This window comes from Tolypothrix bouteillei VB521301 (assembly GCF_000760695.4).
In the GTDB taxonomy this organism is placed as follows: Bacteria; Cyanobacteriota; Cyanobacteriia; order Cyanobacteriales; family Nostocaceae; genus Scytonema; species Scytonema bouteillei_A.
Genome location: NZ_JHEG04000001.1, coordinates 3,054,395 through 3,080,512, shown reverse-complemented (window position 1 = coordinate 3,080,512; position 26,118 = coordinate 3,054,395). Strand labels below are relative to the sequence as shown.

General features: G+C 40.3%; 22 protein-coding genes. 10 read left to right on the top strand and 12 right to left on the bottom strand.

The window, feature by feature from the left end; translation table 11 throughout:
* Nucleotides 1-34: 34 nt before the first annotated feature.
* A complete protein-coding gene (locus HC643_RS12255) occupies nucleotides 35-1,390 on the bottom strand; it encodes an alkaline phosphatase PhoX (protein ID WP_038083051.1) in 1,356 nt (451 codons plus the stop codon).
* Between the two features lie 518 nt (nucleotides 1,391-1,908).
* Nucleotides 1,909-3,111, bottom strand: coding sequence for a Coenzyme F420 hydrogenase/dehydrogenase, beta subunit C-terminal domain (locus HC643_RS12250; RefSeq protein WP_038083050.1), 1,203 nt, complete (start codon nucleotides 3,109-3,111; stop codon nucleotides 1,909-1,911).
* Nucleotides 3,112-3,443: 332 nt separating this feature from the next.
* On the opposite strand from HC643_RS12250, the gene HC643_RS12245 reads away from it, so the two are divergent.
* Entirely contained in the window at nucleotides 3,444-3,878 is a 435-nt protein-coding gene (locus tag HC643_RS12245) for a QcrA and Rieske domain-containing protein (protein WP_038083049.1), read from the top strand.
* 117 nt (nucleotides 3,879-3,995) lie between these two features.
* On the opposite strand, the gene HC643_RS12240 is transcribed toward HC643_RS12245, so the two are convergent.
* Nucleotides 3,996-4,631 (bottom strand): GNAT family N-acetyltransferase, encoded by a 636-nt coding sequence (locus HC643_RS12240; protein ID WP_038083048.1) that lies wholly within the window; start codon nucleotides 4,629-4,631, stop codon nucleotides 3,996-3,998.
* Between the two features lie 291 nt (nucleotides 4,632-4,922).
* Between HC643_RS12240 and HC643_RS12235 the strand changes: the two genes are divergently transcribed.
* Both HC643_RS12235 and HC643_RS12230 read left to right on the top strand, forming a co-directional pair.
* Nucleotides 4,923-6,728, top strand: coding sequence for a DnaJ domain-containing protein (locus HC643_RS12235; protein ID WP_038083047.1), 1,806 nt, complete (start codon nucleotides 4,923-4,925; stop codon nucleotides 6,726-6,728).
* 215 nt (nucleotides 6,729-6,943) lie between these two features.
* Nucleotides 6,944-7,534: a flavodoxin family protein gene (locus HC643_RS12230; protein ID WP_038083046.1), complete on the top strand. Its 591-nt coding sequence runs from the start codon at nucleotides 6,944-6,946 to the stop codon at nucleotides 7,532-7,534.
* A 43-nt stretch (nucleotides 7,535-7,577) separates the two neighbouring features.
* On the opposite strand, the gene HC643_RS12225 is transcribed toward HC643_RS12230, so the two are convergent.
* The gene (locus HC643_RS12225; protein WP_038083045.1) at nucleotides 7,578-8,663 is read right to left on the bottom strand and encodes a hypothetical protein; all 1,086 of its coding nucleotides are present in this window, start codon (nucleotides 8,661-8,663) and stop codon (nucleotides 7,578-7,580) included.
* Between the two features lie 1,737 nt (nucleotides 8,664-10,400).
* On the opposite strand from HC643_RS12225, the gene HC643_RS12220 reads away from it, so the two are divergent.
* The 3 genes from HC643_RS12220 (at nucleotide 10,401) to HC643_RS12210 (ending at nucleotide 14,049) form a co-directional block, all read left to right on the top strand.
* A complete protein-coding gene (locus HC643_RS12220; RefSeq protein WP_038083044.1) occupies nucleotides 10,401-11,849 on the top strand; it encodes a glycoside hydrolase 100 family protein in 1,449 nt (482 codons plus the stop codon).
* 271 nt (nucleotides 11,850-12,120) lie between these two features.
* Nucleotides 12,121-13,584 (top strand): 16S rRNA (cytosine(967)-C(5))-methyltransferase, encoded by a 1,464-nt coding sequence (locus HC643_RS12215; protein ID WP_038083043.1) that lies wholly within the window; start codon nucleotides 12,121-12,123, stop codon nucleotides 13,582-13,584.
* A gap of 39 nt (nucleotides 13,585-13,623) precedes the next feature.
* A complete protein-coding gene (locus HC643_RS12210) occupies nucleotides 13,624-14,049 on the top strand; it encodes a tellurite resistance TerB family protein (RefSeq protein ID WP_038083042.1) in 426 nt (141 codons plus the stop codon).
* A 93-nt stretch (nucleotides 14,050-14,142) separates the two neighbouring features.
* Here the strand turns inward: HC643_RS12210 and psb35 are convergent, their stop codons facing one another.
* Complete coding sequence (psb35, locus tag HC643_RS12205; protein WP_038075364.1) at nucleotides 14,143-14,364, bottom strand: photosystem II assembly protein Psb35; 222 nt, start codon at nucleotides 14,362-14,364, stop codon at nucleotides 14,143-14,145.
* 208 nt (nucleotides 14,365-14,572) lie between these two features.
* A complete protein-coding gene (locus HC643_RS12200) occupies nucleotides 14,573-17,062 on the bottom strand; it encodes a transglycosylase domain-containing protein (protein ID WP_038075365.1) in 2,490 nt (829 codons plus the stop codon).
* Between the two features lie 169 nt (nucleotides 17,063-17,231).
* On the opposite strand from HC643_RS12200, the gene folK reads away from it, so the two are divergent.
* Both folK and HC643_RS12190 read left to right on the top strand, forming a co-directional pair.
* Complete coding sequence (gene folK, locus HC643_RS12195) at nucleotides 17,232-17,717, top strand: 2-amino-4-hydroxy-6-hydroxymethyldihydropteridine diphosphokinase (protein ID WP_038075367.1); 486 nt, start codon at nucleotides 17,232-17,234, stop codon at nucleotides 17,715-17,717.
* Nucleotides 17,718-17,801: 84 nt separating this feature from the next.
* Complete coding sequence (locus tag HC643_RS12190) at nucleotides 17,802-18,353, top strand: NUDIX hydrolase (RefSeq protein ID WP_038075369.1); 552 nt, start codon at nucleotides 17,802-17,804, stop codon at nucleotides 18,351-18,353.
* Between the two features lie 175 nt (nucleotides 18,354-18,528).
* Here the strand turns inward: HC643_RS12190 and HC643_RS12185 are convergent, their stop codons facing one another.
* Nucleotides 18,529-18,969, bottom strand: coding sequence for an Rrf2 family transcriptional regulator (locus HC643_RS12185; RefSeq protein ID WP_050045712.1), 441 nt, complete (start codon nucleotides 18,967-18,969; stop codon nucleotides 18,529-18,531).
* Nucleotides 18,970-19,400: 431 nt separating this feature from the next.
* Here HC643_RS12185 and HC643_RS12180 point away from each other — a divergent pair, with 431 nt between their 5' ends.
* Nucleotides 19,401-20,204: a prohibitin family protein gene (locus tag HC643_RS12180; RefSeq protein WP_038075600.1), complete on the top strand. Its 804-nt coding sequence runs from the start codon at nucleotides 19,401-19,403 to the stop codon at nucleotides 20,202-20,204.
* A 273-nt stretch (nucleotides 20,205-20,477) separates the two neighbouring features.
* On the opposite strand, the gene HC643_RS12175 is transcribed toward HC643_RS12180, so the two are convergent.
* On the bottom strand, nucleotides 20,478-20,939 hold the full coding sequence (locus tag HC643_RS12175) for a DUF7980 family protein (RefSeq protein ID WP_038075372.1): 462 nt from the start codon (nucleotides 20,937-20,939) through the stop codon (nucleotides 20,478-20,480).
* Between the two features lie 193 nt (nucleotides 20,940-21,132).
* On the opposite strand from HC643_RS12175, the gene HC643_RS12170 reads away from it, so the two are divergent.
* Nucleotides 21,133-21,399, top strand: coding sequence for a hypothetical protein (locus HC643_RS12170; RefSeq protein ID WP_038075373.1), 267 nt, complete (start codon nucleotides 21,133-21,135; stop codon nucleotides 21,397-21,399).
* A gap of 295 nt (nucleotides 21,400-21,694) precedes the next feature.
* On the opposite strand, the gene HC643_RS12165 is transcribed toward HC643_RS12170, so the two are convergent.
* The 4 genes from HC643_RS12165 to HC643_RS12150 all read right to left on the bottom strand — a co-directional run bounded on the left by HC643_RS12165 (nucleotide 21,695) and on the right by HC643_RS12150 (nucleotide 25,501).
* On the bottom strand, nucleotides 21,695-22,267 hold the full coding sequence (locus HC643_RS12165) for a DUF1634 domain-containing protein (protein ID WP_038075375.1): 573 nt from the start codon (nucleotides 22,265-22,267) through the stop codon (nucleotides 21,695-21,697).
* A gap of 1 nt (nucleotide 22,268) precedes the next feature.
* Nucleotides 22,269-23,108 (bottom strand): sulfite exporter TauE/SafE family protein, encoded by an 840-nt coding sequence (locus HC643_RS12160; protein WP_038075377.1) that lies wholly within the window; start codon nucleotides 23,106-23,108, stop codon nucleotides 22,269-22,271.
* A 188-nt stretch (nucleotides 23,109-23,296) separates the two neighbouring features.
* A complete protein-coding gene (locus HC643_RS12155; protein WP_038075380.1) occupies nucleotides 23,297-23,944 on the bottom strand; it encodes a cadmium resistance transporter in 648 nt (215 codons plus the stop codon).
* 99 nt (nucleotides 23,945-24,043) lie between these two features.
* Complete coding sequence (locus HC643_RS12150; RefSeq protein ID WP_038075382.1) at nucleotides 24,044-25,501, bottom strand: APC family permease; 1,458 nt, start codon at nucleotides 25,499-25,501, stop codon at nucleotides 24,044-24,046.
* Between the last annotated feature and the right edge of the window lie 617 nt (nucleotides 25,502-26,118).

Below are 26,118 nucleotides of genomic sequence, written 5' to 3'. Positions count from 1 at the left end.
GGTATTAACACCTTTGCGTCTTTAGGTGAAGCAATTATTTATTCCAAGGTCCCCAGATAGCGAAAGTGATACCAGGAGTTTGAATATTCACAAACAAAGTTTGATTGTCTGGTGAGAAGCAAGCACCAGCAAATTCATTGTCATTAAGAGCGTTGCGAGCAAACTGATAAAGCCCACCTTCAGGAGTTACCCCAACAACAAATTGCTCGTCATCACCATCTTCACAAAGGATTAGGTCTCCAAAGGGAGCTACGACAATATTATCTGGCATATCTAGTATGCTCTTATCGTTTGGCTCTACAAATAGTTCAATTGTACCGCCCTCTTTAGCAGTTCTACCAGGGATGTAACGCCATACCTGACCACCACTGTTAGCACCACCACTCGTGCAGCAGAAGTAAAATTCTCCGTTGCCATACCATATACCTTCACCACGAGCAAATTGTGCGGCTCCCTTAGCAAAACCTTCTTTCCGCACGGTGTCCGCATAAGGATCGTAATCTTCAATACGAACCCATTCAGCTTGATACTTCTTCCCTACAGGGAAACCAGTTTTGGTATTTTCTTGAAATAAACCGACGATCGCAAGAGCTTCTAAAACACCGCCTTCTTGCAAGTAGCCCGGTTTGTTAGGAATAAAGCGATAGAAGAGGCTATCTCCTGCATCTTCTGTCTGATATACAATTCCGGTTCTGGGATCTACAGCTACAGCTTCGTGGTTGAATCGACCCATTTCTATTAAAGGTACGGGGTCTACAGTACCTTTTTTGGGCTTCCAAAGTGCTGGAACTTCAAAGTTGTACCCGTGGCGTTTAGTCACTCTGTTTGGATTGGGTACAAAAATACCAGAATTAGCGGGTTGTTCTATGGTGCTTGGGGTTGTTTCTGGAGTGGAAGTATTTTCTTCACAACTAATCCACGATCCCCAAGGAGTCAGACCTCCAGCACAGTTGCGGTAGGTTCCTGCTAGTGATGCATAGTCTCTGACAAGCTCGCGTGCTGGATTAACAACTAATGTTGTTGTACCGCCTTTACAAAGCTCGTCATACTTGTTGCCTTTTACCTCAGTTGAAGAATTTGGGCTAAGTTCGTGGTTGCGAACTAAGATTACTGAGCGATTTGGTCCAGCAAAAGCTGCCATTCCATCATGACCTCCGGGTACGGGGTTACCATCGCTCATGAGATCGCCTGTGCGGGAAAAGGCTTTATACTGAAATCCAGCAGGTAAGTCTAACAAGCCATTGGGGTCTTTGATGAGGGGACCATAACCATATGTTGTTGACGATGCTCCTTGTGCTCTTGCGTAAAGACCTTTTAAGTTCTCTCCAACAACTAAAGTTGCAGCAGTTGTACCTGCTAGGGCAAAAAATTTTCTTCTTGAGAAAGCCATAGTCTCCTCTCTATATCTGCATCTAAAATATGAGTAGATTGCATGTAATACTTAGACCAAAGATTGAGCATGTTTGTAAATTTTCTGTATTCAGACCAATAGCTTAAGTATGGCTGTCAAAATTCACCTATGTCTCAACTTTTAAAATAAGATCCGTTATTAGCACATCTACTCACTTAGCTCTTCCAAAAATGAGAATAGACTTATAAAGTTAAGGTGAGTTAATGACATTGTTAATTGTCTCTATCAATCAACAAGTTCTTGAATTAATGTAAATTTATATTTCTTGCTTGGTAAATAATAATAGTAAGGTGGACTCTACCCACCAAAAGCTTTTTGTGGTGGGCTGCTTACCCTAAAGTACTTACAAGTTTTTATAAATTATTTATATGCTTGATAAAAAATAATGAGCATTATTTTTTATATAAAATTTTGTAAAATATCTTTTATAAAAAGAAAATTATGATTTGTAGTTGCGCTTGAGCAGACATTCGCAACTACAAAGCAATTAGAAACGGCTACGACTCCGGTAACTGATATTGCTCAACAATACACTTGGCAAATTGTGGAATATGTGCTTCTAATTTCTCTGGATGATTCCGCTTAACATATAAATAATTGCGGGTAAAGTGGGAGTCTATGGAAAAACGGGCGTATTCTAAACCTTTAGGACCGATTTTTTCAATAAAAACACCCATTAATTGTGCTGCCCACATGGGAAGGGTGACGCCTTTATCGTAGGCTGGTATACTTTGTTGGACGGCAGCTTTGCGATCGCCTTTGGACATGACTGGTTGAGTTTCGAGTTGCTCGTTTACCAAGTCGAGCATTTGTTGACCTTGGTCATTTCTCACAACAATCCATTGCCAACCAAAAGGTGCTCCCATATATCCCACAACTAAATCGGCAAGAGAATTAACATAGTCAAAGCAACTCATACAGGAAGGGGCAAAAACATCTTTAAGTTTGTTCGTTTTCAGCCCAAAAAACGGTACTTTTTCAATCGAGCCATCTTCGTGTTTAAAATGAACTCGAAAGTCTTGCATAAATTCATAATGAACCACAGTATCGGGCGATTTACTAGTGGTTTCTAAAAATTTTTGCAGCCCTTCACGGCTGACATTATCGACACAAGGTGTCCCCAAAACGTAAAGTTTTTCTAAGCCCAATTGTTTTTCAACAGCCCGTAATGCTTGAATTTGACAACCAACACCAATGACTAACAGTCGCTTTAGCCCGGATTTTTCTACTTGTTCGAGAATAGAAAGGTTGGGTGAAAGAGTTGGTTTGTTAACCTTTGCTGCTAGTACTTCCTCTGGGGTACGAGCGATGACAGGCATTGGACCAAAGCGATCTTCTTTGGTATTTTGGACGCAAACAACACCTTCAACAATACCGCGATTGAGCATTTCAATTGCGATGGTACTGACAATACCAGTCCATTGAGCACCAGGAACGGGCTCCTTTTTCCGCGCCGCCATCATATCTTGGTGGACGCCAAAGTAGAGTTCATCAGGTTTTTCTAGGTTACGCGATCGCGAGTGAGTTTGTTGTTCGAGAGTCTCTATTTGCTGATTGATGAACGCGCAAGCTTCCTTGACATAATGAATATAGTATGTATCGCACAGCCCGCATTCACTACATAGTTCCTTTGCAGGACGGCGGCTACCGGGTTTGAGAGCTTTGGCTTTCTTATGCTTGCTAGAATCCACAGAAGTCATAATAAATTGCTTGTCTTATCAAGGAGTAGCTTTTATGGCGTTGCTGAATTAAAGTATGAATTGCCTATCACCCCAACTCAACTCGGTTAAGGGAGAAGGGAGCTTCTTATATAGGACTTACGCACAGCCCCCTTTTTAAGGCTTACGCACAGCCCCCCTTTTTAAGGGGGGTTGGGGGGATCTACAAAAATCATTCTTTTATTCAGCAATACTGCTTTTATTAACAATACCTTTATCAGCCATAAACTTCATGACGGATACGGCTAAAGTGCTACGATTGGGCTGTTCTGAAAAGCTCTTTACAAAATCAATTAACTAAGGTAGGTATTCCAGTGGACCGTCGTGAATTTATGAGTTGGGTTGGTGTAGCAGGCGTTGCTAGTTCTTTACCGGGAGTTATCAGTGCTTGTTCTTCTCAAAACACTCAGCCACCAGCAAGCCCTCCCCGTGCTGACGGATTTCAGGCTGTTGGCACAGTAGCAGATTTAGACAAAAATGGTCAAATTCTCAATGAAAAATTTGCTACTAGCAAAGTGTTGGTCGTTCGAGATCCAAACAACACGAGTCAAGTCCTAGCTGTCAATCCCGTTTGCACTCATGCGGGTTGTGATGTTGGATGGAAAAAAGATGAAAATTCTTTTGTTTGTCCCTGTCATGGTTCTAAATTTGCTGCTGATGGTAAGGTTCTCAACGGTCCTGCTGACAAGCCCATACCTACGTATACAGCAAAGGTTGAAGGGAATGAGGTTTTGGTAAAAGCAGGTTAGGTCTCCACGCCCTACAAGATCTTAGACGGTGTTTTCAAAGTATTGGGCGAATATAATTCGTTACTACACAAACAAAGTCCGCCTACGCGGACTTACAAAAAAATCAAGTTTTTTGTCTTAAGTGCTGTAGACCATTAAAACAGTACTACCTATAAAAGAGAATCGCTGTTGAACTTCAGGGGGCATATCTTTCCATGGAATTTTCCGAAAGCTAAGGCGAGTGTAGAATCTAACACTAAGAAAACTGCTTTCTAAGTAAATAGGCTTTTGAGATTGCGAGATCAAAGTTCTCATTAATGCAGAACCAATGCCTTTTCTTCTCCATTTAGAATGTACTTGTAGCCATTCCAAAATCCTAAAATGGTTGTATGGACGCAAGACAGCATAAGCAACGAAACCCCCTTGGTGCTCCACTACCCAGCAGCAGTTAAGCCAGTCATGGCGATGAGTTAGGGCAAAGAAGATGCAAATTTCTAAGAGAATTAACCAAGCCGCCCATATCCACAACCAATTAATTGGTATATTGAGTCCTCCAGCAAACAAAATCAGCAAATAAAGTAAACTGCTAGGTAGGATAGCTGAAACTATACCCTCTCCAATTTTGTAAAGAGTTAGTATCATCTTTGTAGATGCCCAAGACGGTAAACGACGCGGATCGTTAGGCATCATCTTAAGTGATAGGACATCGATATCTGTCAGTTGAATTGGGCGAATAATTACACCTGAAGGTAACTCAGGTGAGGCATGAGTCATGGTATTTCATTTTGAAATTATTTCTTGGTTATTCTTCCCAAATAGGCGTAGGCGAGATTTCGCCATACACAAAAGTTTACAGATCATTTATTAAATGTGAGAAGAAAGAGATCGAGAATTGATAGCAAGTTGGTTTTCTAATCAAGAAAAATCATGGATATACAACAGATTTGTAAAGATTCGGAAAATTCATAGCTAAAAAAGGGAGGCTATGTGTAAGCCGTATCATTATTAAAATGGGTTGACAACAGTGAGACCCAACAAAAAAATGGTTTACAGGAACTATAACAAGTGAAACAAAACTCCCCAACAGGTGCAGCATTTATTGTAGGAGGAAACTTAGCAGGTGCTGGTGTTTCGACAACTGTCGGCGGAATGGGTCTGGCTGGAGGATTTGGAGCAGTTGGACTGGGAACAGTTCCTATAGTTGGTGCTGGTGGTGTTGTTGGTGCTGCTGCTTATGGTGCTTTTAAGGCAATAAGTGAAGGAGACGCAGCTGCTTTCTGTGCAATGGGAATTGGCTCAATAGGTGGTGCTGGCATTTCTAGTGTTGTCGGTGGGATGGGATTAGTTGCTCCTAAAATAGGTTTAGCCGTTGGTATCGGTACAGTACCGATGGCTGGAGTTGTTGCAGTGGTAGGACTCGCTGCGTATGGTATTGCTAAGTTGCTGGACGAAACTGGAACACGGGAAACACCAGCACAAGTTTTTGAGCGGATGGAAGAAAAAGTTTTACAGATGGAAGCTTATTCCGCAGCAGTGACGGAGTTAGAAGTATTTTTATATGGGGAGAATTTAAATCAAAAATTTGCTGCTTTGGAAGTTGAGGATGAAACGCAAGTACTCAAGGCAGAATTCCAGCAAAAAACAGAAACTTGTGTCTCTTCGTCTGTGAAGTTTGAAACCGCAAACCCTAAAGTTGAAACAGAAACGAATTCTCTCAAATCCCGATCGCTTGAAACTTGGAAATGCGTAAATATTATTAAGGGTCACTCTGCAGGAGTCAATACGATCGCATTTACTCCTGATGGTCAAAGTTTTGTCAGTGGAAGTGATGACAAATCGGTTCATTTGTGGGATTTGAAAACTGGAAAATGGCTCTACACTTTTGCGGGGCAAGCAGAGGCAGTATTATCTGTTGCCATTAGCCCTGATGGTCAAATAATTGCAAGTGGCTGTGTAGATAGGAAGATTACTAGCTGGAAACTAGATACCAAAAAATATTGCCATACTTTTTTATACTTAGATTTCCCTTACAGCCATACTGGCTTTATACATTCAATTGTTTTTAGCCCTAATGGAAGTATTCTTGCTAGCTGTAGTGATGACAAGACAATAAGACTTTGGGGACGTTATACCGGAGAATTAAAACGTACTTTAAATGGACATACAGAAGCAGTTTTATCTATTGCGATCGGTTCTTATGCAAAAGTTTTAGCCAGTGGTAGTGCCGATCGCACCATAAGATTTTGGGATTTAAACACCGGAAAGCAGTTACGCATGCTTACCGGACATTTGGCAGCAATTAACACCATCGTTATCAGTCCTGATGGTCATACTCTAATCAGTGGAAGTACTGATGCTACTATCAAGTTATGGAATTTTCATACTGGTGAATTACTTGAAACTTTAACCGGACACTCAAGCGCAGTTGTGTCTGTTGCGATCGCTCCTGACGGACAAACCCTTGCAAGTACCAGCAGAGACGGTATCATTCATCTTTGGAATTTGCGCTTGGGAAAAATTCTACAAACTCTTTCTGGAAGCAGCCCTGTTGCTTTTAGTCCTGATGGAAAGACATTAGTCAGTGGAGGAAAAGGTGCCACTCTCAAGATTTGGACTCAAAGATTTGGTAGTGACGATTCAGTACTAGAAAATATATTACTGGGGAATGAGGAATGGTGGGAAGTTTTGGCAGTTGATAAGTTTGCTTCTCCAAAAGCTGTAAAGTTTGCGTATGTAAGATTAGCAAGACTGTATCATCCTGATATCAATGGTTCTGCTTGTGCAAAATCCAAAATGCAAGCTATTAATCGAGCCTACAAAGAATTTCGTCAGCAATTAAATATGGACAACTTAGGGAATTCAGTTAAGTAGGTACAAATAATCATTACTAGTATGTAGTTGCAATGCATAGGCTGAAGCGTTACTTCGAGCCAAATACAAAGATTTTACTTTTTGTTACATAGTTTGGTTTTTTCTCACTAACTTAGTGATAAAGCATAAAGTGTTTGCCAGTAGATTGGTGCTATTTACTCTGTTATCAAGACTGCGTATGATATTCATTATAATTACAATTGAGCAAGTGTCCCATGTCCACCGTTGCGATTGTCTACTTTTCTGGTTCAGGTCATACTCATCTAATGGCACAAGCAGTTGCTGAAGGTGCTGGTAAAATTGAAGGCACAACTGTCGAAGTGTTACGGATTGTCGGGGAGCAAATTGTAAATGGTCGTTGGAAAGACGATGCAATAATAGAAAAGCTGAATCAGTCTGATGCCATCGTATTTGGTTCACCAACCTATATGGGTGGGGTTGCAGCTCAATTCAAGGCGTTTATCGATGCAGCCAGTACAATTTGGTTCCATCATGGATGGAAAGATAAACTTGCTGCTGGTTTCACTCACTCTAGCTCGCCAAGTGGTGATAAACAAGGAACACTCTTATATTTGGTCACTAATGCCGCTCAACACGGTATGATTTGGGTAAATTTGGGGGACTTGCAAAGCTTTTTACTTGGTAAAGACGATGGAGTCAATAGACTTGGAGGATTTCTTGGCGCAATGGGTCAAAGTCAGATAGATATGAGTGGTAAAGAAGCTGTACTTGACCCTGGCGATCGCTTAACAGCAGAACGATTTGGACAACGTATTGCTGAAGTCACTAAACGCTGGCTCAAGTAGTTTTATCAATTAACCGGGACGAGTATTCGTCCCCAATCCATCCTTACAATTCTGAAACAGTTTCTAGTGCTACCGGACAAAGCAAACGCTGACGTTCCTCAAAAAATATTTGCTGCATTGCTTGAATGTAAGGTTTTAATAAATCTCTCTGTTCTGACTGAATACGGGTGGCAATTTCTTCTCCTAGAATTTGGCACCATTGCTTTGTCAACTCCCATGGAATGTCTACACCTTGGACAACCATAACGCATAAAGGAAGGAGTTCCTGTTCGAGCGGAGCAACACTTTTTTCTAACAAACACAGCCAAAGGTAAGCTTGGAACATATTCAAGTCGCGAAGACAGGAGTGAGTAATTCCTGGATCTCCCAACCCACCCCTACGACTTTGATGGTTGGGCAATAATTCAGTGAGTCGGCGATAAACACTTTGAGCGATGTTTTCAGATTCAGGTAGCATTTGTTCAACAAGTGCTATCATCGGAGAGCCTTGCTCGTGCTTGGCTGCAGAGTGACAAACTCTTTGCCAAGGCATTGCAACTTGTTCTTCAACAAACTTAAGGTAAGGTGTCAGGAGCACTTTTTCCGCTGGTGCAAGTTTTTTTAAAATTAACTGGTTGCTGAAGTTCAACTGCGAAGTCATAAAACCAAGCGCACGCCAGTCTTTAGATATTACGTGTTGTTCCTGAAAAACCATCAATGTTGGTTCTAGTTCGTATAACAACTGTTCAAGTTCTGCTATACCCCATATAGGTAGAGAGGTTTTTTCTTCTGTTGCGTGTACAGTCTCTTCTATAAAATGTTGTTGATAAACTTCTAGCAATTTCCGGTATACGCGAAAAGCAAATTGAGTTATTCGCCTCGCTTCGTTTAAATCAAAAATGTTAGGAATATAACCATAAAGATCTTTTGTTTGAATCCATGCCATTTGACAATTAATATCTAAGACTGTATCCTTTAGTTTTGCAACTGTAAGTGTTCTACCTTGTGATGAGTTAGCTTTTAATAAATCCTCATAAGATAGATGCTTGTCTATGGATAGAGAAATTGTATTAATTGTAAAACGCTGCAACCACAGTTTAAGCAAATTTTCAACAGAGTAAGTTTTTCTAGCCTGGGAAGTTTTTAACATAAATTTGACCTTTGCAATCTTTTTGTGAATCTGACAAATCGAAGTGCTATGGCTTTAGATTTTAGGGCTTTTTAAGTAAGTGACTGGATGAATATAATTTTTACCAGTTTTTAACTAATTTTTAACGTTATGGATAAACTCCAAAAAAAGTAGGAAAATCCTACCCTTTTCCTGGAAAATTTGAAAGCTTAAAGATAGAAATGTAAATTAAACTCCTTCTTGTTTAAGAAAAATTATTATTATAATGATTGTATTATATAAAGATATAAAAAAACAAATCAAACTTTAAATTTTCTATGCTTTTGCATAAAAATTATCCATATATACTATTACTCATGTCAATAATATATGCTGTCATTTTCCAAACTTTTAAGCTTGTTAATTGTCAGAGATTTATTATGCTTTTAATATGTCAAGCGAGAACTCTTTTCACACTTATTTCAAGAACAAGAGGAAGAATTGACGGTCAAACAGACTTCTCAATCTTCCAGATTGTATAGATATAAAAAATCCGATATTATGAATTACAGAAACTTTAACAGGAATCCGGAAAAATTTCCGAAGTATTACTGAGGTATAGCGACAAGTACCAACTATAATAAATGTATAAAATTTACAATTACCTTACTGAGGATGATGAAAAATTTATATTGTTGATATAGTTCAACAGGTATATCTGGTGTAAAATCTGTGTAGCTGGCTACAGTTTATATTCCCGATTCCCAAAATGTTACACAGCTACAGCCGATAGAATACTTGTACTATCTACATCCAAACAGTGGTTATGTAGCACAGTTCACGATTTAGATGTCGGTTTCTTTGTGACATTTTGTATTTAAGAGAAGCTGTACAATAGGCTTCTTCTATCCTTTGGTAAAAGAGAATAGCTCTTATAGCAACATCTTTAAAAAGAAAGCCGAACATATTCATCTGCTATCGATCTTTGCGGGTAACATCTACACTCAAAACCGTGTTACTTAGTTTGACTTCCATCAAGTGTTGTCATTGTGGCATTTTTGCCCGCCGATTGGTATTGGTGGGTTTTGTAGTTGTAGCTGAAAAAACCTCAAAATTAACAGTGATGCTGGAGTAGCGCGAAATTATCCACTGTTAGCAATTAACTTTTGACAAAAAAATTAACTGTTAACAAATGTTTTTCAATTATGAGAGAAGTTGTTAGGCAAAAATAAACAGAACTATGTTAGTTCCTAAATCAATATATTTGAGGTAGAATATGTATTTTTTTAAGCAGTAAGAGTTATGAACTTCAAAAACCATATTGCATCCAACAAAAATTCGTTATAAATTCTTATCTATAGGCATGGAAATATTATTTCATTATGTACTCTCAGTAAACTTTATCCTTTTAAGTAAAAATACTTAAAATAAAGTCACTAATTCCTTGAAAGATTGCATAGTATTTAAAGTATGTTTTTGTTAAGTAAAAAATGTTTCTAACGTTTGAACGTAACAACATATCATGGATAACTAAAGTTTATGCGATCGTTTGATATGAAAAAAACAGCTTTAACTAACAGGAAGCCTATTTACAAAAGCAAATAACTATCAATTATGCCGCCAAAAGAGCGGTAATTGAAGCTGTTGCTGCTGTTGTTAATCCCCAGCAGATTGTTGTATTTGCTATTGAACAAATCATCATTGTTATGATCTAAATAGCAGTAGATACCACAATACCTCTCACTACCCATTTACCAAACCATTGGAGTTGTTCTGACAATGTATTTAGATGATTTTGTTCCAAGTGAAAACATAGAGAGTGAGGCTTGGAAAGCATTAGAAAATTCCATTCTTTACTATAAAGGGCGTCCTGTAGGAACAGTAGCCGCTTATGATAGCTCAGTAGAAGCATTAAATTATGACCAATGCTTTGTTCGTGATTTCGTATCCTCAGCTCTAATTTTTCTGACTAAAGGAAGAACAGATATTGTTCGTAATTTTCTAGAGGAAACCTTAAAGTTACAGCCAAAGGAAAGGCAGTTAAATGCTTACAAGCCAGGTCGGGGTCTGATGCCAGCTAGCTTCAAGGTTGTCTCAGAGGGTGGAGAAGAATATCTAGAACCCGATTTTGGCGAACACGCTATTGCTCGAGTCACGCCAGTCGATTCTTGCCTTTGGTGGGTGATTTTATTACGTGCTTATGTAGTAGCTACAAAAGATTTTTCTTTAGCCTATCAACCTGAATTTCAACATGGTATCCGGTTAATTATGGAACTGTGCTTGGCGACAAGGTTTGATATGTATCCAACCTTATTGGTGCCAGATGGTGCTTGTATGATCGATCGTCGTATGGGTATCTACGGGCATCCTTTAGAAATTCAGGCTTTATTTTTTGCTGCATTACGTTCAGCAAGAGAACTCCTAATTTGCCAAGGTAACGAAGATATTGTGGAAGCTATTGATAATCGCTTACCACTCTTACGCGTTCACATCCGCCAGCATTATTGGATGGATTTGAATTGCTTGAACAAAATTTATCGCTTCAAGAGTGAAGAGTACGGCAAAGCAGCAGTCAACCTCTTCAATATATATGCTGATTCTTTACCATACTATGAATTGGACAAGTGGTTGCCAAGAAAAGGCGGTTATCTAGTAGGTAATGTTGGACCGTCTCAGCTAGATACTCGCTTCTTTACTTTAGGAAATTTAGTGGCCGTTATCTCAGATCTTGCAAGTGAAGAACAATCGCAAGCCATTATGAATCTTTTCGACGAACGTTGGGAAGACCTAGTGGGAGATATGCCAGTGAAAATTTGTTTCCCCGCTTTAAAAGACGAAGAGTATAAAATTGTTACTGGATGTGACCCCAAAAACATTCCCTGGTCTTATCATAATGGCGGCAGTTGGCCTGTTTTATTGTGGTTATTATCAGCAGCTGCTGTGAAAACAAATAGACCGGAACTGGCAAATAGAGCGCTTGAAATTGCACAGGCTAGGCTCCATTATGATGAGTGGCCGGAGTATTACGACGGTAAGAAAGGTCGGTTAATTGGCAAACAAGCTAGGAAATATCAAACTTGGACAATTGCTGGATTCTTGCTTGCAAAAGAATTATTGCAAAATCCCACACTTTTACCACTTGTAACTTTTGAACCATTTTCTGTAGAACAGACTTCTAGAGCTTGTGAGTTTGAACTCGCTCATGCTGATACTATGATTCTTGGTTAGGGTTTGAAGCTGTTACTTAATTTCGGATAAAGCTACTCATAACTTACTGTTTGTCCATATCTTTGAGAATTTCATCAACAAATTCTCGCAGCCGTTCCTACCAGTTAGGAACGGCTTTAAGCCGATCTCTCAACCCCAAGCGACCTTTAAAACAGATTGGTTAAGTATCTAATTCTTCCTTAAGAAATTTTTTTGCCTATTTAAAATCCTGCTGAAGTATTTGCTACCCTAAAGAACAATCGGAAATTTTAAAATTTACATACATTTGACAATGATTTCTTCCCGTCAATTAGCTTTTACTGCACTGCGAGATATTCATAAAGGGGCTTATGTTGATATTGCCCTCGATCGCGTACTGCAAAAAGTTAATTTACCTGATATGGATCGTCGTCTTGTGACGGAATTGGTATACGGATGCACCAGAAGACAGCGTACCCTCGATGCCATTATAGACCAACTTGGTAAAAAGAAATCTCACCAACAGCCAAAAGACCTCCGCACTATTATCCATTTGGGTTTGTACCAATTACAATATCAAGAACGGATTCCTGTTAGTGCAGCTGTCAACACCACAGTTCAGTTAGCCAAAGAAAATGGTTTTTCTGGTTTAACTGGTGTTGTTAACGGTTTACTGCGTCAGTATATCAGAATGACTGAGGGGAAAGAGGAGAGGGAGAAAGACAGAGGGGGGGAAGGGGGAGAAGATTTCCCAATTCAAAATCCAAAATCCAAAATCCCCTTGCAATTGCCAGAAAACCCGATCGCACGCTTGGGTATTTTACACAGCTTTCCCGATTGGATTGTTCAAGTGTGGGTAGAGCAATTTGGTTTAGCTGAAACAGAACAATTATGTATGTGGATGAACAAAACTCCAGCGATTGATTTGCGGGTTAATTTGTTGCGGGTTGCGGTGGAAGAAGTGGAGGCGGAGTTACAATCGGCGGGTGTTTCGTTTCAAAGGGTTCATCAGTTACCTCAAGCTTTACGATTGATGAGTAACGCTGGTCCCATTCAAAATTTACCCGGTTATAACCAAGGTTGGTGGACTGTACAAGATAGTAGCGCTCAACTCGTCAGTCATTTACTGGACCCTCAACCAGATGAGACTATTATTGATGTTTGTGCTGCACCTGGTGGTAAAACAACCCACATTGCAGAATTAATGGCAGATAGGGGAAAAATTTGCGCTTGCGATAAGCCGGGTACAGGCGCTAAGAGCGAGCGCGAAGCCGCACTTTTGGTACATCGCACTCCATCGCGTGTGAAAAAACTTCAAGAAAATATTCAACGGCTTTCCCTACAATCCATACAAATATATCTCGGTGATAGCACCCGTGACTTTACCGAGTTTCAAAATACCGCCGATCGAGTACTCTTAGATGCGCCCTGTTCTGGCTTGGGAACACTCCACCGTCATGCTGATGCGCGTTGGCGGCAAAAACCAGAAACTGTCGAAGAGCTTTCCGTGCTACAAAAACAACTTATTGCACATTCCTCTACTTTTGTCAAGTTAAATGGTGTACTTGTTTACTCAACCTGTACGCTGCATCCCAAAGAAAATGAAAATGTCATTGAGTCATTTCTCGCAGATTATCCAAACTGGGAAATTGAAACCCCCAGAATTGATTCACTAGCCCATCCTTACTGCACTCGAGAAGGTTGGATTAAAGTTTTACCCCACCAACAAGATATGGATGGCTTTTTTATGGTGCGCTTAAGAAAAATCAGGAATTGAGGGAGAATAGGTAAATTGAACTACCGGAGGATTTACCTTATGGTTGGTAATTCTAGTAGCGTGAAAAACTTGGTCAAAATCCTGATTGGGGCGGCTTGGATTGATGGCAGAATTCAACCAGAAGAGAGGCAATATCTTCGCAAAGTGGCTCAAGAGAAGGGAGTTGCTGACGAGCCAGAAATTCAACCTTGGTTGTACGAGTTAGTCTCCGTGCAACCAGAACAGTTTTATGATTGGTTGAAGGAGTATTTGGGGGAACGCCCCACTCAAGAAGAATGCCAAAACTTGATCGAGGCGATCGGCGGATTGATTTACAGTGATGGTGAAGTTGCAACAGAAGAAGCAAAACTGTTGACAAAATTACAACAAATATCGGATACCAACGATTCAACCCAACATGGGCATCATAATGTTCTCAGACAAATTCAAAAACTTTACCGCCGTTGGGTTGACGTTCAAAATTGAATTTGCTAATTGCTAATTGCTAATTGCTAATTGTTATTTGTTAGTTGCTTAGCCATTAGCTACTAGCCATTAGCCATTAGCCATTAGCAATGACTACACACCTGGTGTTGGATCTTTATCTACCTTAGGTACAAAGTCTGGGCGCTCCTTGCTTTCCCAACCAACAGGACGCTTGGAGTTATACCAAGCGATTGAACCAATTGTCACAGCAGCAATAAAGCCGATTACGTAGACTGCTGTAAAAGCCCAAGGAAATTGATATGGGTCTTTTGCTTCTGCTGCTGCTTGCGCTGCTGTTTCTAATAAAAAGTACATGGGTAGACCCTCCTTATGTAGGCAACACTACTTATTACTACCTTATATGAAGAGAGTATCATTAACGCCTACTCTGTAGAACTCATCCAAAGTCGTACATTCCGATAATTGGGAGGGGGAGAGGGGGGATGGGGTAGAGATGGTAGACAAGGAAGAGGGGGAAGATAAAGGAGAAAATTCCCCTTGTCCCCCTTATCTCCCTTGTTCTTTAAGGTACTGTCTCCGAAGCAGGAGGTGTTGTCGGTCTGAGCCGTTCTCTCCAAGAGCGTTTTGGAGATGTAGACTCTGAGGAATTACCTGTATCGGGCGTGTACCGTCGGCGAATTCTTGGCGATGAATCAGAATTGCTTCCCCTGTATCTTCTTTGCGAACTTGACTCGCCAGATTCCGATTGCTCTACACGGTAGCGACGGCGATAGCGCCTTCTGGAGGTGCTGCTTTCCTCGTCGTCTTGTTGATAGTTACGCCTGCTGCGTCTTGAAGTATACTCTTGCGGTTGTTGCTGCTCCTCTTGGTCGTAACGTCTCCTATATCTGCGTCTTCTATAGGTACGCTCTTGAGAGCCATCATCTGAGGTATTTTCTCGATCGCGCCTGTAAGATTTACGAGAATTATCATCATCATCGTTGTTGTAGAAACCTGCAGAACGATTTACTATTCGTCTGGGTTTAACAGCCTGTGCTTTGATAGTACCTTTTCGACCTGCTAGCTTGGGTATTTCAGGAAACTTCTCAACGGGTATTTTACTGACCACCTGTTCCATAAATTCATGCCAAGTGTAAGCAGCGCTTCCACTGCTACCCCAGGTCGGTTTGTTATCGTCATTACCCAACCAAACACCTGTCACAAGTTGCGGAATATAACCAATAAACCACAGATCGCGAGCTTCATCTGTGGTGCCGGTCTTTCCTGCAACAGGTCTACCCAGTTGGGCGGCTCGACCGGTACCATTTTCCACAACATTACGCAGCATCCATGTCATAATAGCTGCACTCTCAGTATCTAAAGCCCGTTCTGGTTTAAAGTTTGGAGACCAAATGACTTTTCCTTTACGGTCGAGAATGCGGGTAATACCGTGGGGTTCTACGTGCAGACCTTTGGTAGCAAAAGTTCCATAAGCACTCGTCAATTCTAAAAGATTCACTTCTGAAGAGCCAAGTGCTAATGAATACATTGGCTTGAGATCCGATTTAATCCCCATTTTGTGAGCCATTCTGATAGTTGGCTCAAATCCCACTTTCATCATGACTCTCACCGCAACAATATTCACTGATTTGGTGAGAGCATCTTTCATGCTAATCCAACCTCGATAACCTTCATCGAAGTTTTTGGGTTCGTAACCGTCTATTATTAAAGGTGAATCTAAGTAACCATCGGTGGGATTGAAACCTGCTGCGATCGCAGTGGCATACACAAACCCTTTAAAAGTAGAACCGGGTTGGCGCTGTGCTTGAGTAACGCGGTTAAATTGGTTTTTGTTAAAATCTTTTCCCCCAACCATTGCTTTAATTTGACCATTGCGGGGGTCAATGGCAACTAAGGCTGCTTGTTTAAAATTTTCCCAACGCCCTTGATTTCTCAAAGTTTTAGCCACAGCTTTTTCCGCCGCATCCTGCCATTTTAGGTCCAGGCTGGTTTCTACTGTTAAGCCACCTGCTTTCAGAACTTCAGGGGAAACATATTTGGGTATCTCTTTTTGTACATAGCTGATAAAGTAGGGAGATTCTACTTCCCATCGCCTTGGGGCGCTTGCTTTTAGGTTGATTGGTTCTGCAGTTGCTGCTTGTTGTTCGGCGGCTGTAATAAATCCTTCTTCTCGCATCCGTTGCAGCACTATATTCCGTCGTTGTTGTGCTGCTTGACGATTGACTATCGGCGAGAAGTTATTTGGGGCGGGCGGTAATGCTGCGATTGTTGCCATCTCCCCTAGGGTAAGTTTGCTTACAGGTTTGCTATAGTAAACCCAAGCTGCATCTGCTACACCGTAGGCTCCGGACCCCAAATAAACTAAGTTCAGGTACCGTTCTAAAATGGCGTCTTTTGTCAATTCTTCTTCCATTTTTTGAGCCAGACGCGCTTCTTTAAGCTTGCGCCAAACTGTACGCTCTTGTTTGAGAAAAAGAATTCTGGCAAGTTGCTGCGTGATGGTACTACCACCTTCTACCACGTTTTGCGATCGCAGGTTATTTAGTATGGCTCTTGCTATTCCCTGAGTATCGACCCCATTATGCTGGCTAAACCGTCGATCTTCTGAAGCAATGAAAGCTTGTTGCAGCTTATCCGGTATTTCCTCTAGCGTTAACTGTTCTCTGGTTGCTTCTCCTTGTTGTTGTAAAATTGACCCGTTAGCAGCTTTAATAGTGAGTGTCTGTTCTCTGACAACTGCGTTCAGTTCAGCTTTGTCAGGTAGAGAACGGTCTATTGCCGATACACCATAACTAGCAGCAATAATTCCACCACTCAGACCCAAGCCCGCCCAAAACCAGTAGCGACGATAAATAGGTTTGTGACCTCCAGGTAATTTGGCACTTATCCCATTCAGTGATTTCCTCACATTTGCCAAGAAGCTTTGTGATTTTTTATCCTGAGTAGATTCCGCGTTTTCGTCCTGATGATTTGGCTGCGGTGACTGTTTCTCTCTATCAGATTCACTCGACTTAATTTGTTTGTCTTTGAACCAGGAGGTAAACTTTACCACGTTAATCCCTCACTTCAAGCAGTTGCAATGCGATCGTCATGAAAAACTTTTTCTGATTTTTGAGCCACAACCGTGTTAGTATAACATCCGCCAAATAATAAACTGTATCCCTATAGGGCAAACTTTATCGATAATTTTTACTTATTATTTTTCCATTGGCAAGTTGCTCATGAAAAGTAGTGCGATCGCGTTGGGTAGCAACATTGGTGATTCCCTAGCAATCTTAGAAGCCGCCATAGAAGCTCTAGCCCAGACACCGGGGGTTGTTTTACAGGCAAAATCCAGTTGGTACAGAACCAAAGCTGTCGGACCACCACAACCAGATTACATCAACGGTACAGCTATTTTACAAATAGAGATGGTACCAGAACAACTGCTCGAAACTTTACTAAATATTGAAAATCAATTTGGACGAGTGCGGCGAGAACGATGGGAACCACGCACCTTAGATTTGGATTTGTTGTTATACGATAACTTGATTTTAGAGACGCCAAAACTCCAAGTTCCCCACCCTCGAATGCAGCAACGAGCATTTGTGTTAGTTCCACTAGCAGAAATCGCTCCAGATTGGGTAGAACCAATTTCCGGACGCAGGATTAAAGAGCTTGTTAAAGATGTAGACTGTACAGAAGTGCAACTATTGGTGGGCTATTAATTTTACAACTATAAGCGCAGAAAACGCTAGTTTCACATCCACCGAAAGTACTAGTCTGTGTGCTTTTTAACTATAAAACAGAGTATGCCATTAGGTAGAGAATTACCCCAACTGTTAAAGCAACGCTTGTTCTATAAGGGACGCAAGTTCGATTTTGAAGTCAATCGCTTGCGTTTACCCAACAACTCTGAAGGAGAATGGGAGTGCATCCGTCACCCAGGTGGAGCTTTAGTAATACCTGTGACTTCAGAAGGTAAACTTTTACTCGTGCGCCAGTATCGATTTGCAGCACAAGGAAGGTTATTTGAGTTTCCTGCGGGAACTGTAGAGTACGGTGAAGACCCCCTAGCAACCATTCAGCGTGAAATTCAGGAAGAAACAGGTTTTCGCGCTCATAAGTGGCAAAAATTAGGTGAGTTTTTCCTAGCCCCTGGTTATTCTAGCGAGATTATTTATGCTTTCCTCGCCCAAGATTTAGAAAAGCTAGACGAACCGCCACCACAAGATGAAGACGAAGATATGGAGACAGTTTTCTTTACTCCTCAAGAGTTAGAGAAAGCGATTCTTGATGGCGAACAGGTAGACGCTAAATCAATTACTAGCTTTTTTCTCGCCCGTCCTTTCTTAAATCAATGAAAGGTTATCAATTATTCATTTAGCTATAGTCCACAGTCCCCTTGTTTAAGGGGACTAAAGCGTGTTTTCAAAGTGTTAGATGTCCCGCTTAAAAAGAAGTGAGTCCAATGAAGCCAAAACAGACCTCACCCCGAACCCCTACAAGGAGAGCAGGGTGAAGTCTGTCGAAATCCAGTTAAATATAATACATTGGATTTAACAACTGCCTTGCTTGTTGTTTCTCATACAACCCTCTTAAGGTATAACTTCCAAAAACTGTCAATGCCGCTTTCGTCGCTTCATGCCACACTTCTTTAATAATCATATTTTCCATACTGAGTGGCTCCCCCAGTTCCCCGTATTCTTGAGTTGCTGCACCTTCAAGACAAGTCAGCACTTCAAGCAATGTAATTTCTTCAGGAGGTTTGCTGAGTTGATAACCCCCTTTAACTCCTCGCTGACTGCAAACCAAACCGCATCGTCGCAAACTCATCAAGAGTTGTCCTAAATACCGATCTGGTATTTGCTGAGAAACTGCGATTTGTTCAATTTGTAAAAATTCTTCTTGCTCGTAGTATCGAGTCAGCTCTAGCAGTGCTAGTAGAGTATATTTAATTTTCGAGGATATTTCCATCATCAAAAAAATCAACTAAAGGATGAAGTATAAAGTATGAGGGAATAAAATAGACCTCACACTAAACATTTAAGGGCTTGACAAAAAAGTTTTTACGCTACCATATTTTCCCGTAGATAAAGATAGGATATGGTATCCATTTAATAGATGAATGTCCGGTATAAAGTTTGTATCCTTTTTCATCTATGTTGGGTATGGGTTTTATACATTGTTTGCCGCAACACGCAGTTATAAAATATGTCAAACTGTGAGTACGGCAATTCTACCAATATACCGTACTTTTTAAAAGCAGAAATAACTCAGTAAAAAATTAATTTTTGTCAAAATACACGATCGCATCCCAAATTGTTTATCCACAAGCAATACTCATCCTGCTCTGGAGACGCAAAGCAACAGTCAAACTTGTTACAGATACTTTACATTCGTTAGCAATTATGAAAAAAAGTAAAGCATTTAACAATGCCGGTAAACTGACAGCACTTCTAGTTCTCATCACTTTGTTCTTGACTCCCTTTGCGATCGTTAATGCAGGAGAACGAGGTGTATTGATGGAATTTGGTAAAGTTCAAGACAGAGTCCTTGGAGAAGGTATTCACATCATCGTACCAGTAGTAAACACAGTAAAGAGATTGAGCGTGCAAGTGCAGAAACAAAACATTTCTGCTGAGGCTTCTACTAAAGATTTACAGAATATCTCCGCAGAGGTGGCTCTAAACTGGCATATTATTCCAGAGAAAGCCAATACTATTTTCCAGAAAATTGGAGATGAAAAAAATGTTGTCGATCGCATTATCAATCCAGCACTTGAAGAAGTCCTCAAGGCGATTGTTGCAAAATATACTGCCGAAGAAATTATTCTCAAGCGAGAAGAAATGAAAGCAGGAGTAGACGAAACTTTAACAAATAGATTGGCTAACTATCACATTGCAGTAGACGACGTTTCTCTGCTCCACATTCACTTCTCGCAAAAGTTTAATGAAGCTGTAGAATCAAAACAAGTGGCTGCACAAGAAGCCAAACGTGCGGAATTCATCGCTTTAAAAGCATCAAAAGAAGCAGAAGCGAGAGTGAACTTGGCAAAAGGTGAAGCGGAAGCACACAAGATTATCCGCGAAAACTTAACACCAGAGATTCTGGAAAAGCAAGCCTTAGAAAAATGGGATGGTAAGCTTCCCGTAATTGTTGGTCAAGGAGAACAAAAGTTATTAAATTTGACAGATTTTTTGAAATCGTATTAGCTAATGGCTAATGGCTAATGGCTAATGGCCAAATGTCTATTAGCCCTCCCTTGTATCTCAGGAGCACAGACGCTATGTGCAAGGCACACGCTCCGCGTTGCCGCAGGCTATTGCCCGTAAGGGCTATACGCGATACGAAGCTATGTCCGAAGGGCTGTACGCCAGTCACCTGCGGCATGGGAAACCCGCCTACTTTCTCTGGACTCACTATTAGCAATTAGCAATTAGCAATTAGCAATTAGCAATTAGCAATTAGTAATTAGCCATTAACCATTAGCTATTTGGAAACAAATCCGGAGTCTCAATAACTTTTAACTGGATTAAAGTTAAAATAACGACTGTAAAAATAGTTGAGGTTACGAGACCTGTAACCAACTCTTTTCTTGGATTGCGTTCTGTTGGTTGGTTTTGAAACACATCCAAAGCGCCTCTTTGCATCAAAAGAATCCCAACAACGTTAGAAAGCCAATAGCCTGCTATTGAGCAAGGGATAAGTAGTTTTGGCGAGAATAAACTGCAAACATAGCCAAAACCGTAAGCGATCGGCAGATTGAAAATTAAGTCATTCCACCAACATAGAGGTGATAGTAAATATCCAAGGGCAAAAAACAATCCCCCTCTGATTTTTTTGAAAATTCCTTGCTTCAAACCCACAGGAGCATCTGACTGCGACTGCTCAAGGGCTGTGTCCGCTGCTAAGTTCGACTCATGAGGCATTTGTGGGGCTTGTTGCATAATGTAAATTGCATAAAGTCTATTCACTTACCGTAGTATAACGAAAAATAAATCAAAAGTCTAGTGGTTAGCAGTGCTAGCTCCCCAACGCCTTTAAAGAAGTTAGGGTTTAGCACCTGAATTTCTTACTTTATGGGTAAGCAGTTAAGTAAAAATCACGGTTATAATCGAAGACAGGAAATTTTTGAAAAATATGAGTGCTTTACCTTTAACTAATATTTTTTTAATCCTAGGAATAGTTTTTCTGACTATTTCAGTTATAGGACAATCGCGACTGGGTTTTATGGAAATTAACCCCGGTTTTTTTGGAAGGTTTCTAGCTTTGATTGTTGGTTTGTTTAGCTTGGGTTCTGCTGCTGCATTGGGATTATTCTCAACGGAAATGATTGATTTGTTGAGAACTTCTATATCGGAGTTTATTCAACAAAATTTAGGATTAATAAATCGCTTTGTTTCCTAAAATTTTTATTTTAAAAAAATTTTCATCTAGAGACGCTCAATAGTTGGTCTAAAAGGGAGCATCGCAATTTTAAAAGAAGACCGGAAAAAGTAATATTTTTTCGCGCTCGCTGTTAGCGAAAAGTCAAAGATTCCCACAAAGTTCAGGCAGACTGAAGCGCAAACATTGTCGGGCTGAGTCTGGGTAATTGCGTTCGTGCCACATGATTTTGAAAAAAGCCTGCCTGGGCAGGCTTTGTTTGTATAACCCGAGAATTCCATTCTTGCAGGCTTTGGCACTCTTTGGCTTACTTCCGCTAAAAAGCACCTAAAAAGCTGCACAATAAAGCACTCAGGACAATCGACGTAATGAGAGCGTAAGTATATTCTCTGTGTCGTAGAAATACGAATAGGGAGATAATAACGCGTAATATAGGAGTTGCAACTAGTAGCAGTAATCCAAGTTGAATAATTCCACGATAGCTACCTGCTCGAATAACATCTATAACACCTATGGGAGAGCGAAACTCAAATGATTCTTCTTTAAAAATGTGATAGTTAGCTGGTTCAGCACCGTGGCGAATTAAGTAGAGTAAGCCGCCTATGAAAATGACAGCACTAGCAATGAGTACGCCATATTTTAATAAGTTGCTCAGTAATGGCTCGAGTTGTAAATCGCTTACCGTCTTAGTACCGTCTTTGCTAGCATCAAGCTCGGAGTTATGAGCCACTAGTGGGGCGGTTTTGTTGTTCTGCTGAATTAAGTTGCGATGAGCCTCCGGCTTAACGGTTGTAGCAGTATCGCCAAATTGCTGTAACTGGAGTTGAGTGGGTTCACTTTCTGAAAGTGTAGGCGAACCCCGCCAAAAACTAAAAATTGTTTTTTCCATATTACGCTGCCCCTGATGTTAAGCTGTTAAATACCATTTTGCAAGCCATAAGAACTAGCACAAGACTAAAGACAATTCTTAAAGTTTGAGTTTTAACTCCTATAAGAACTCGCGCACCTAAAAAAGCACCGGGTAAAACGCCTAACATAACTGGCATTGACAATGCAGGATCGATGTAACCGCGTGCTAAGTAAACTCCTGTAGATGCGGCGGCTGTCACCCCAATCATAAAATTGCTTGTGGTTGTAGAAACTTTGAACGGGACACGCATGATTTGATCCATTGCCAGTACTTTAAACGCGCCCGAACCAATACCCAATAAACCAGAAATCACACCAGCAACAAGCATCACGCTAAATCCAGCAGGGACGGAGTGAACTTGATAAGATACTACTCCTTCAGGTGCGGGATAACTGCCGTTAAGTTGTAAATAATTGCCCAAAGGATCGGGCGACTCGCTTTCCGGATTATCAAGTTTAGGTTGTTGTGAAAGGTAAGCTGAATAAAGTAGAACAACAGCCAGCACAATAGTTAAAGCTTTCACAGAAATATACGTAGCAATTAACGCTCCAATTAAAGCTCCAATCGTTGTTGCGACTTCTAAAAACATTCCCAACCGCAAATTTGTGTAGCCTTTCTTTATATATGTAGATGCTGCACCTAAGGAAGTGGCGATGACAGAGACTAAAGAAGCACCAACTGCATATCTGATGTCAACTCCAAAAACCGACGCTAACAACGGGACAATCACAACGCCACCTCCCAAACCAGTTAATGCCCCTAGAAATCCTGCAGTAAACGACCCTATCCAAACTAATAATGAAAATTCTAAAATAGTCAATTTTATTCCTCAAATTTATAAATTTATACTAAAATATCCAGTAATATGTTTGTATATTCTGTAACCAAACTTGTTAATGACTGGTGGTTAGTAGTTTGTCTTTATTGGGTTGGGACAGGCGTCTCGCCTTTCATCGTTAGTGGTAAGTAGTTATTTACAACTAATAAACAACTACTAACAACTAACCATTAACTATCTATAACAAAAGAAAGTAGAGGAGTTAAAACACCACTTTCTATTAAAATTAAAGCACCCAATCCCATCAATACAAATGGGACAAAATTATTACCATGACAAGAAAGCATTTCAGCTACGGTTCTCTGATTGGTTAATTGATATGCTGCAAAGCACAAAGCTCCCACAAGTAGAAAAAAGACTGCTATGATAACAACCAAGCTGTCTAAAGTGCTGCTAGCAAATAAAGGAATATAAATACTAATATTATCGCTGCCATTGGCAAATGTCACAGCAGCAACACTATAAACTTGTACGTTAAAAAATTTGGCAAAAAAAGAGTTTTGGCTCTGTTCTGACTCTTCCTCAGCGTTTTCTGAATCTTCTTCATCTTTGTTCATTAAGTACCTAATACCAATTAGGATTGGTACTAAGCCAAAAAGTCCAATCCACGGTTTCGGTACAATTAAACCTCCAAAAAAGCCGGGAAGACTCGCAAGAACCAGTATTGTAAACCCTAAATACTGACCCAAGATAATATGCCAACGGCGAAATGTTTCATTAACTTGTGAAAAAAAGATTGTCAGGATAACAATATCATCAATGTTGGTAGCACCAAAAGCAGCTGCCCCTGTACTAATTGCAGTTACTAATCCACTCATGTCAATTTGGGATTTTGGATTAAGGAATGTTGAATTTTGAATTGTACTTTCTCGCTCGACGTTCATCTGCTAGAACCTGTAGTTCTATATAAATTGAAATTAAAGCCCATCGCGATCGCTAAATCGAGCATGAATTTCTTCAACTCCTTGGCGCATTTCCATAACAATGTTGGGCGATCGCAATCGCTGCAACACAAACGTGCCACAAGTGAGCGCTAAATACGTCAAGAATAAGTAGGGGAAAACATCATAAGGAGCTTCTGGAACTGGAAACATTGTACTGCCTGGAATTCCGACACTTCCCAATACAGGAATCATCATAAATGCAACCGCTAGCACAGAGAAAACGACATGATGGAAGCGGAGTTTACCGATTTGATAGAGATAAACTGGTGCTGCAATAGAAATGAGGATATAAACTGTGAGAAATCCATAGCTACAGATAGCTCCTAAGTAACCCATACTTTCAAACAACTGAATGTTAAATAAGGACATCACTGCAGGAACTAAGAAAATAGCAAACGAGCACATCGTCACCGCAATATGGGGAGTTCGATTAAAAGAATGTGCAGTCCCTAGCTTGGAGTAGAATAATCCGTGACGTGCCATCATAAAGAAAATTCTAGCGGCAGGATTAATACAGCCCAAAACGCAAGCAAAAAAGCTAAATAATGCGCCAAAAGCAATTAACTCTCCCAAAAATCCCATACCGACTTGTTGGGATAAAAACTTTAAAGGTTCTTCAGTTTTGGTAATCGACACACCAGTACCGCTAAAACCCAAGACTTCAATATATGTCGTTGATATATAAAACAGACCTGCTAGAATAACACTCCCAATCACCGATCTGGGAATGGTTTTTAACGGTTTCTTTGCTTCATCACCCAACGACGTAGCACTTTCAAAGCCAGAAAAAGCAAACATGACCAATACTAATCCCGTTGCAACTTTGCCAGGAGTGACATCAGAAAGTGTTAGTTGTGACATATCTAAAGCAAAACCTTTATTTGCCCAAACGATCGCGCACAACACTGCAATCAAAGCCAGCGAGATTCCTTCGAGCCAGAGCATTGCCATAGCAGAAAGCTGAATATCTTTATAGGCTGCATACCAAGCTATTCCCGCACCTAAAGCCAACAACGTAATACTAGAGGGATGAATACCCAATTGACCGATTAAATTTCCACTGAAGTTGGCAAAACCACACAATACGGACATTCCCGTGAACAAATATGCCAGTACCAAACACCAACCACAAATCACACCCGCTGTTGGACCTAAGCCTTTGACAATATAAGAGTATAGGGAACCGGGAGAAGCCGAACGACTGGCAAACTGATTGATGTTGATACTGACTAAAACGAGTCCAATTAAACCGATGAGAAAACTTAACCAGGCTCCTTTCCCCGAAAGCGCCACTATCAAACCAATATTAGATGCAGGAATTGTGGTAGGTGCAATAACAGCAAAGGATTGAGCTAGAACTTCCCCAAATGAGAGACACGCGGGTTTTAAACCATGCGTACTTTTACTGTGGGATAATATTTTAGGTTTCATCTTGCAAGTTTTTTTACCCTGAGATAGCCAATATTTTTGGTGAGTTTTGAGAAATTAGCTAATAGCTAATGGCTGATAGCTAATTGCTTTTCGATCGTTAGCTATTAGCAGTCTTCACTCTTATTTTTATATTTCATTTATGACTGCTATATTCCTTTGCACGAGCAGGATATATACAAAATATTAATGATTGCAATACATTTTTCTCTTGGTTAATTGAATTTGGGCTGCGAAGTAAATCATAGCTTATATAATTTCGGCAATCAAGTCTTTAAAAAATACTAAATCAGTGTTTTTTAATAAATTCTAATTCTACGCCAAGTTCATCGGAATAGTAGCAAAAAATTGCTACCAACAAAATAACAAGTATTTGAATATACAAAATAAAAGTTTTATTTAATACACGCAAAAGTTTACCGGAAAAGTTGCCATGACTCCTTGAGAAAGCTAAAGGAGTTGATAGGATTGAGAGATAGCAATTAAAAGCGCTCGAAGATATGCTATCTCTCCGTATAAAATTAATTGTTTTTTAAGATTTAATAACTGACGGCTAGATGATAATGTAACTTCTGAATAGATAAGATAGATGTTTATCAGCAATAGCTCAAAACAAAGCA

Coding starts and splice junctions, on each gene's coding strand:
- HC643_RS12175 (WP_038075372.1), bottom strand. CDS start 20,939: ATGCAACAAGCCCCACAAATGCCTCATGAGTCGAACTTAGCAGCGGAC.
- HC643_RS12165 (WP_038075375.1), bottom strand. CDS start 22,267: ATGGAAAAAACAATTTTTAGTTTTTGGCGGGGTTCGCCTACACTTTCA.
- HC643_RS12215 (WP_038083043.1), top strand. CDS start 12,121: ATGATTTCTTCCCGTCAATTAGCTTTTACTGCACTGCGAGATATTCAT.
- HC643_RS12225 (WP_038083045.1), bottom strand. CDS start 8,663: ATGTTAAAAACTTCCCAGGCTAGAAAAACTTACTCTGTTGAAAATTTG.
- HC643_RS12150 (WP_038075382.1), bottom strand. CDS start 25,501: ATGAAACCTAAAATATTATCCCACAGTAAAAGTACGCATGGTTTAAAA.
- HC643_RS12155 (WP_038075380.1), bottom strand. CDS start 23,944: ATGAGTGGATTAGTAACTGCAATTAGTACAGGGGCAGCTGCTTTTGGT.
- HC643_RS12180 (WP_038075600.1), top strand. CDS start 19,401: ATGAAAAAAAGTAAAGCATTTAACAATGCCGGTAAACTGACAGCACTT.
- HC643_RS12250 (WP_038083050.1), bottom strand. CDS start 3,111: ATGACTTCTGTGGATTCTAGCAAGCATAAGAAAGCCAAAGCTCTCAAA.
- HC643_RS12240 (WP_038083048.1), bottom strand. CDS start 4,631: ATGACTCATGCCTCACCTGAGTTACCTTCAGGTGTAATTATTCGCCCA.
- psb35 (WP_038075364.1), bottom strand. CDS start 14,364: ATGTACTTTTTATTAGAAACAGCAGCGCAAGCAGCAGCAGAAGCAAAA.
- HC643_RS12220 (WP_038083044.1), top strand. CDS start 10,401: ATGTATTTAGATGATTTTGTTCCAAGTGAAAACATAGAGAGTGAGGCT.
- HC643_RS12190 (WP_038075369.1), top strand. CDS start 17,802: ATGCCATTAGGTAGAGAATTACCCCAACTGTTAAAGCAACGCTTGTTC.
- HC643_RS12170 (WP_038075373.1), top strand. CDS start 21,133: ATGAGTGCTTTACCTTTAACTAATATTTTTTTAATCCTAGGAATAGTT.
- HC643_RS12255 (WP_038083051.1), bottom strand. CDS start 1,390: ATGGCTTTCTCAAGAAGAAAATTTTTTGCCCTAGCAGGTACAACTGCT.
- HC643_RS12210 (WP_038083042.1), top strand. CDS start 13,624: ATGGTTGGTAATTCTAGTAGCGTGAAAAACTTGGTCAAAATCCTGATT.
- HC643_RS12185 (WP_050045712.1), bottom strand. CDS start 18,969: ATGATGGAAATATCCTCGAAAATTAAATATACTCTACTAGCACTGCTA.
- HC643_RS12230 (WP_038083046.1), top strand. CDS start 6,944: ATGTCCACCGTTGCGATTGTCTACTTTTCTGGTTCAGGTCATACTCAT.
- folK (WP_038075367.1), top strand. CDS start 17,232: ATGAAAAGTAGTGCGATCGCGTTGGGTAGCAACATTGGTGATTCCCTA.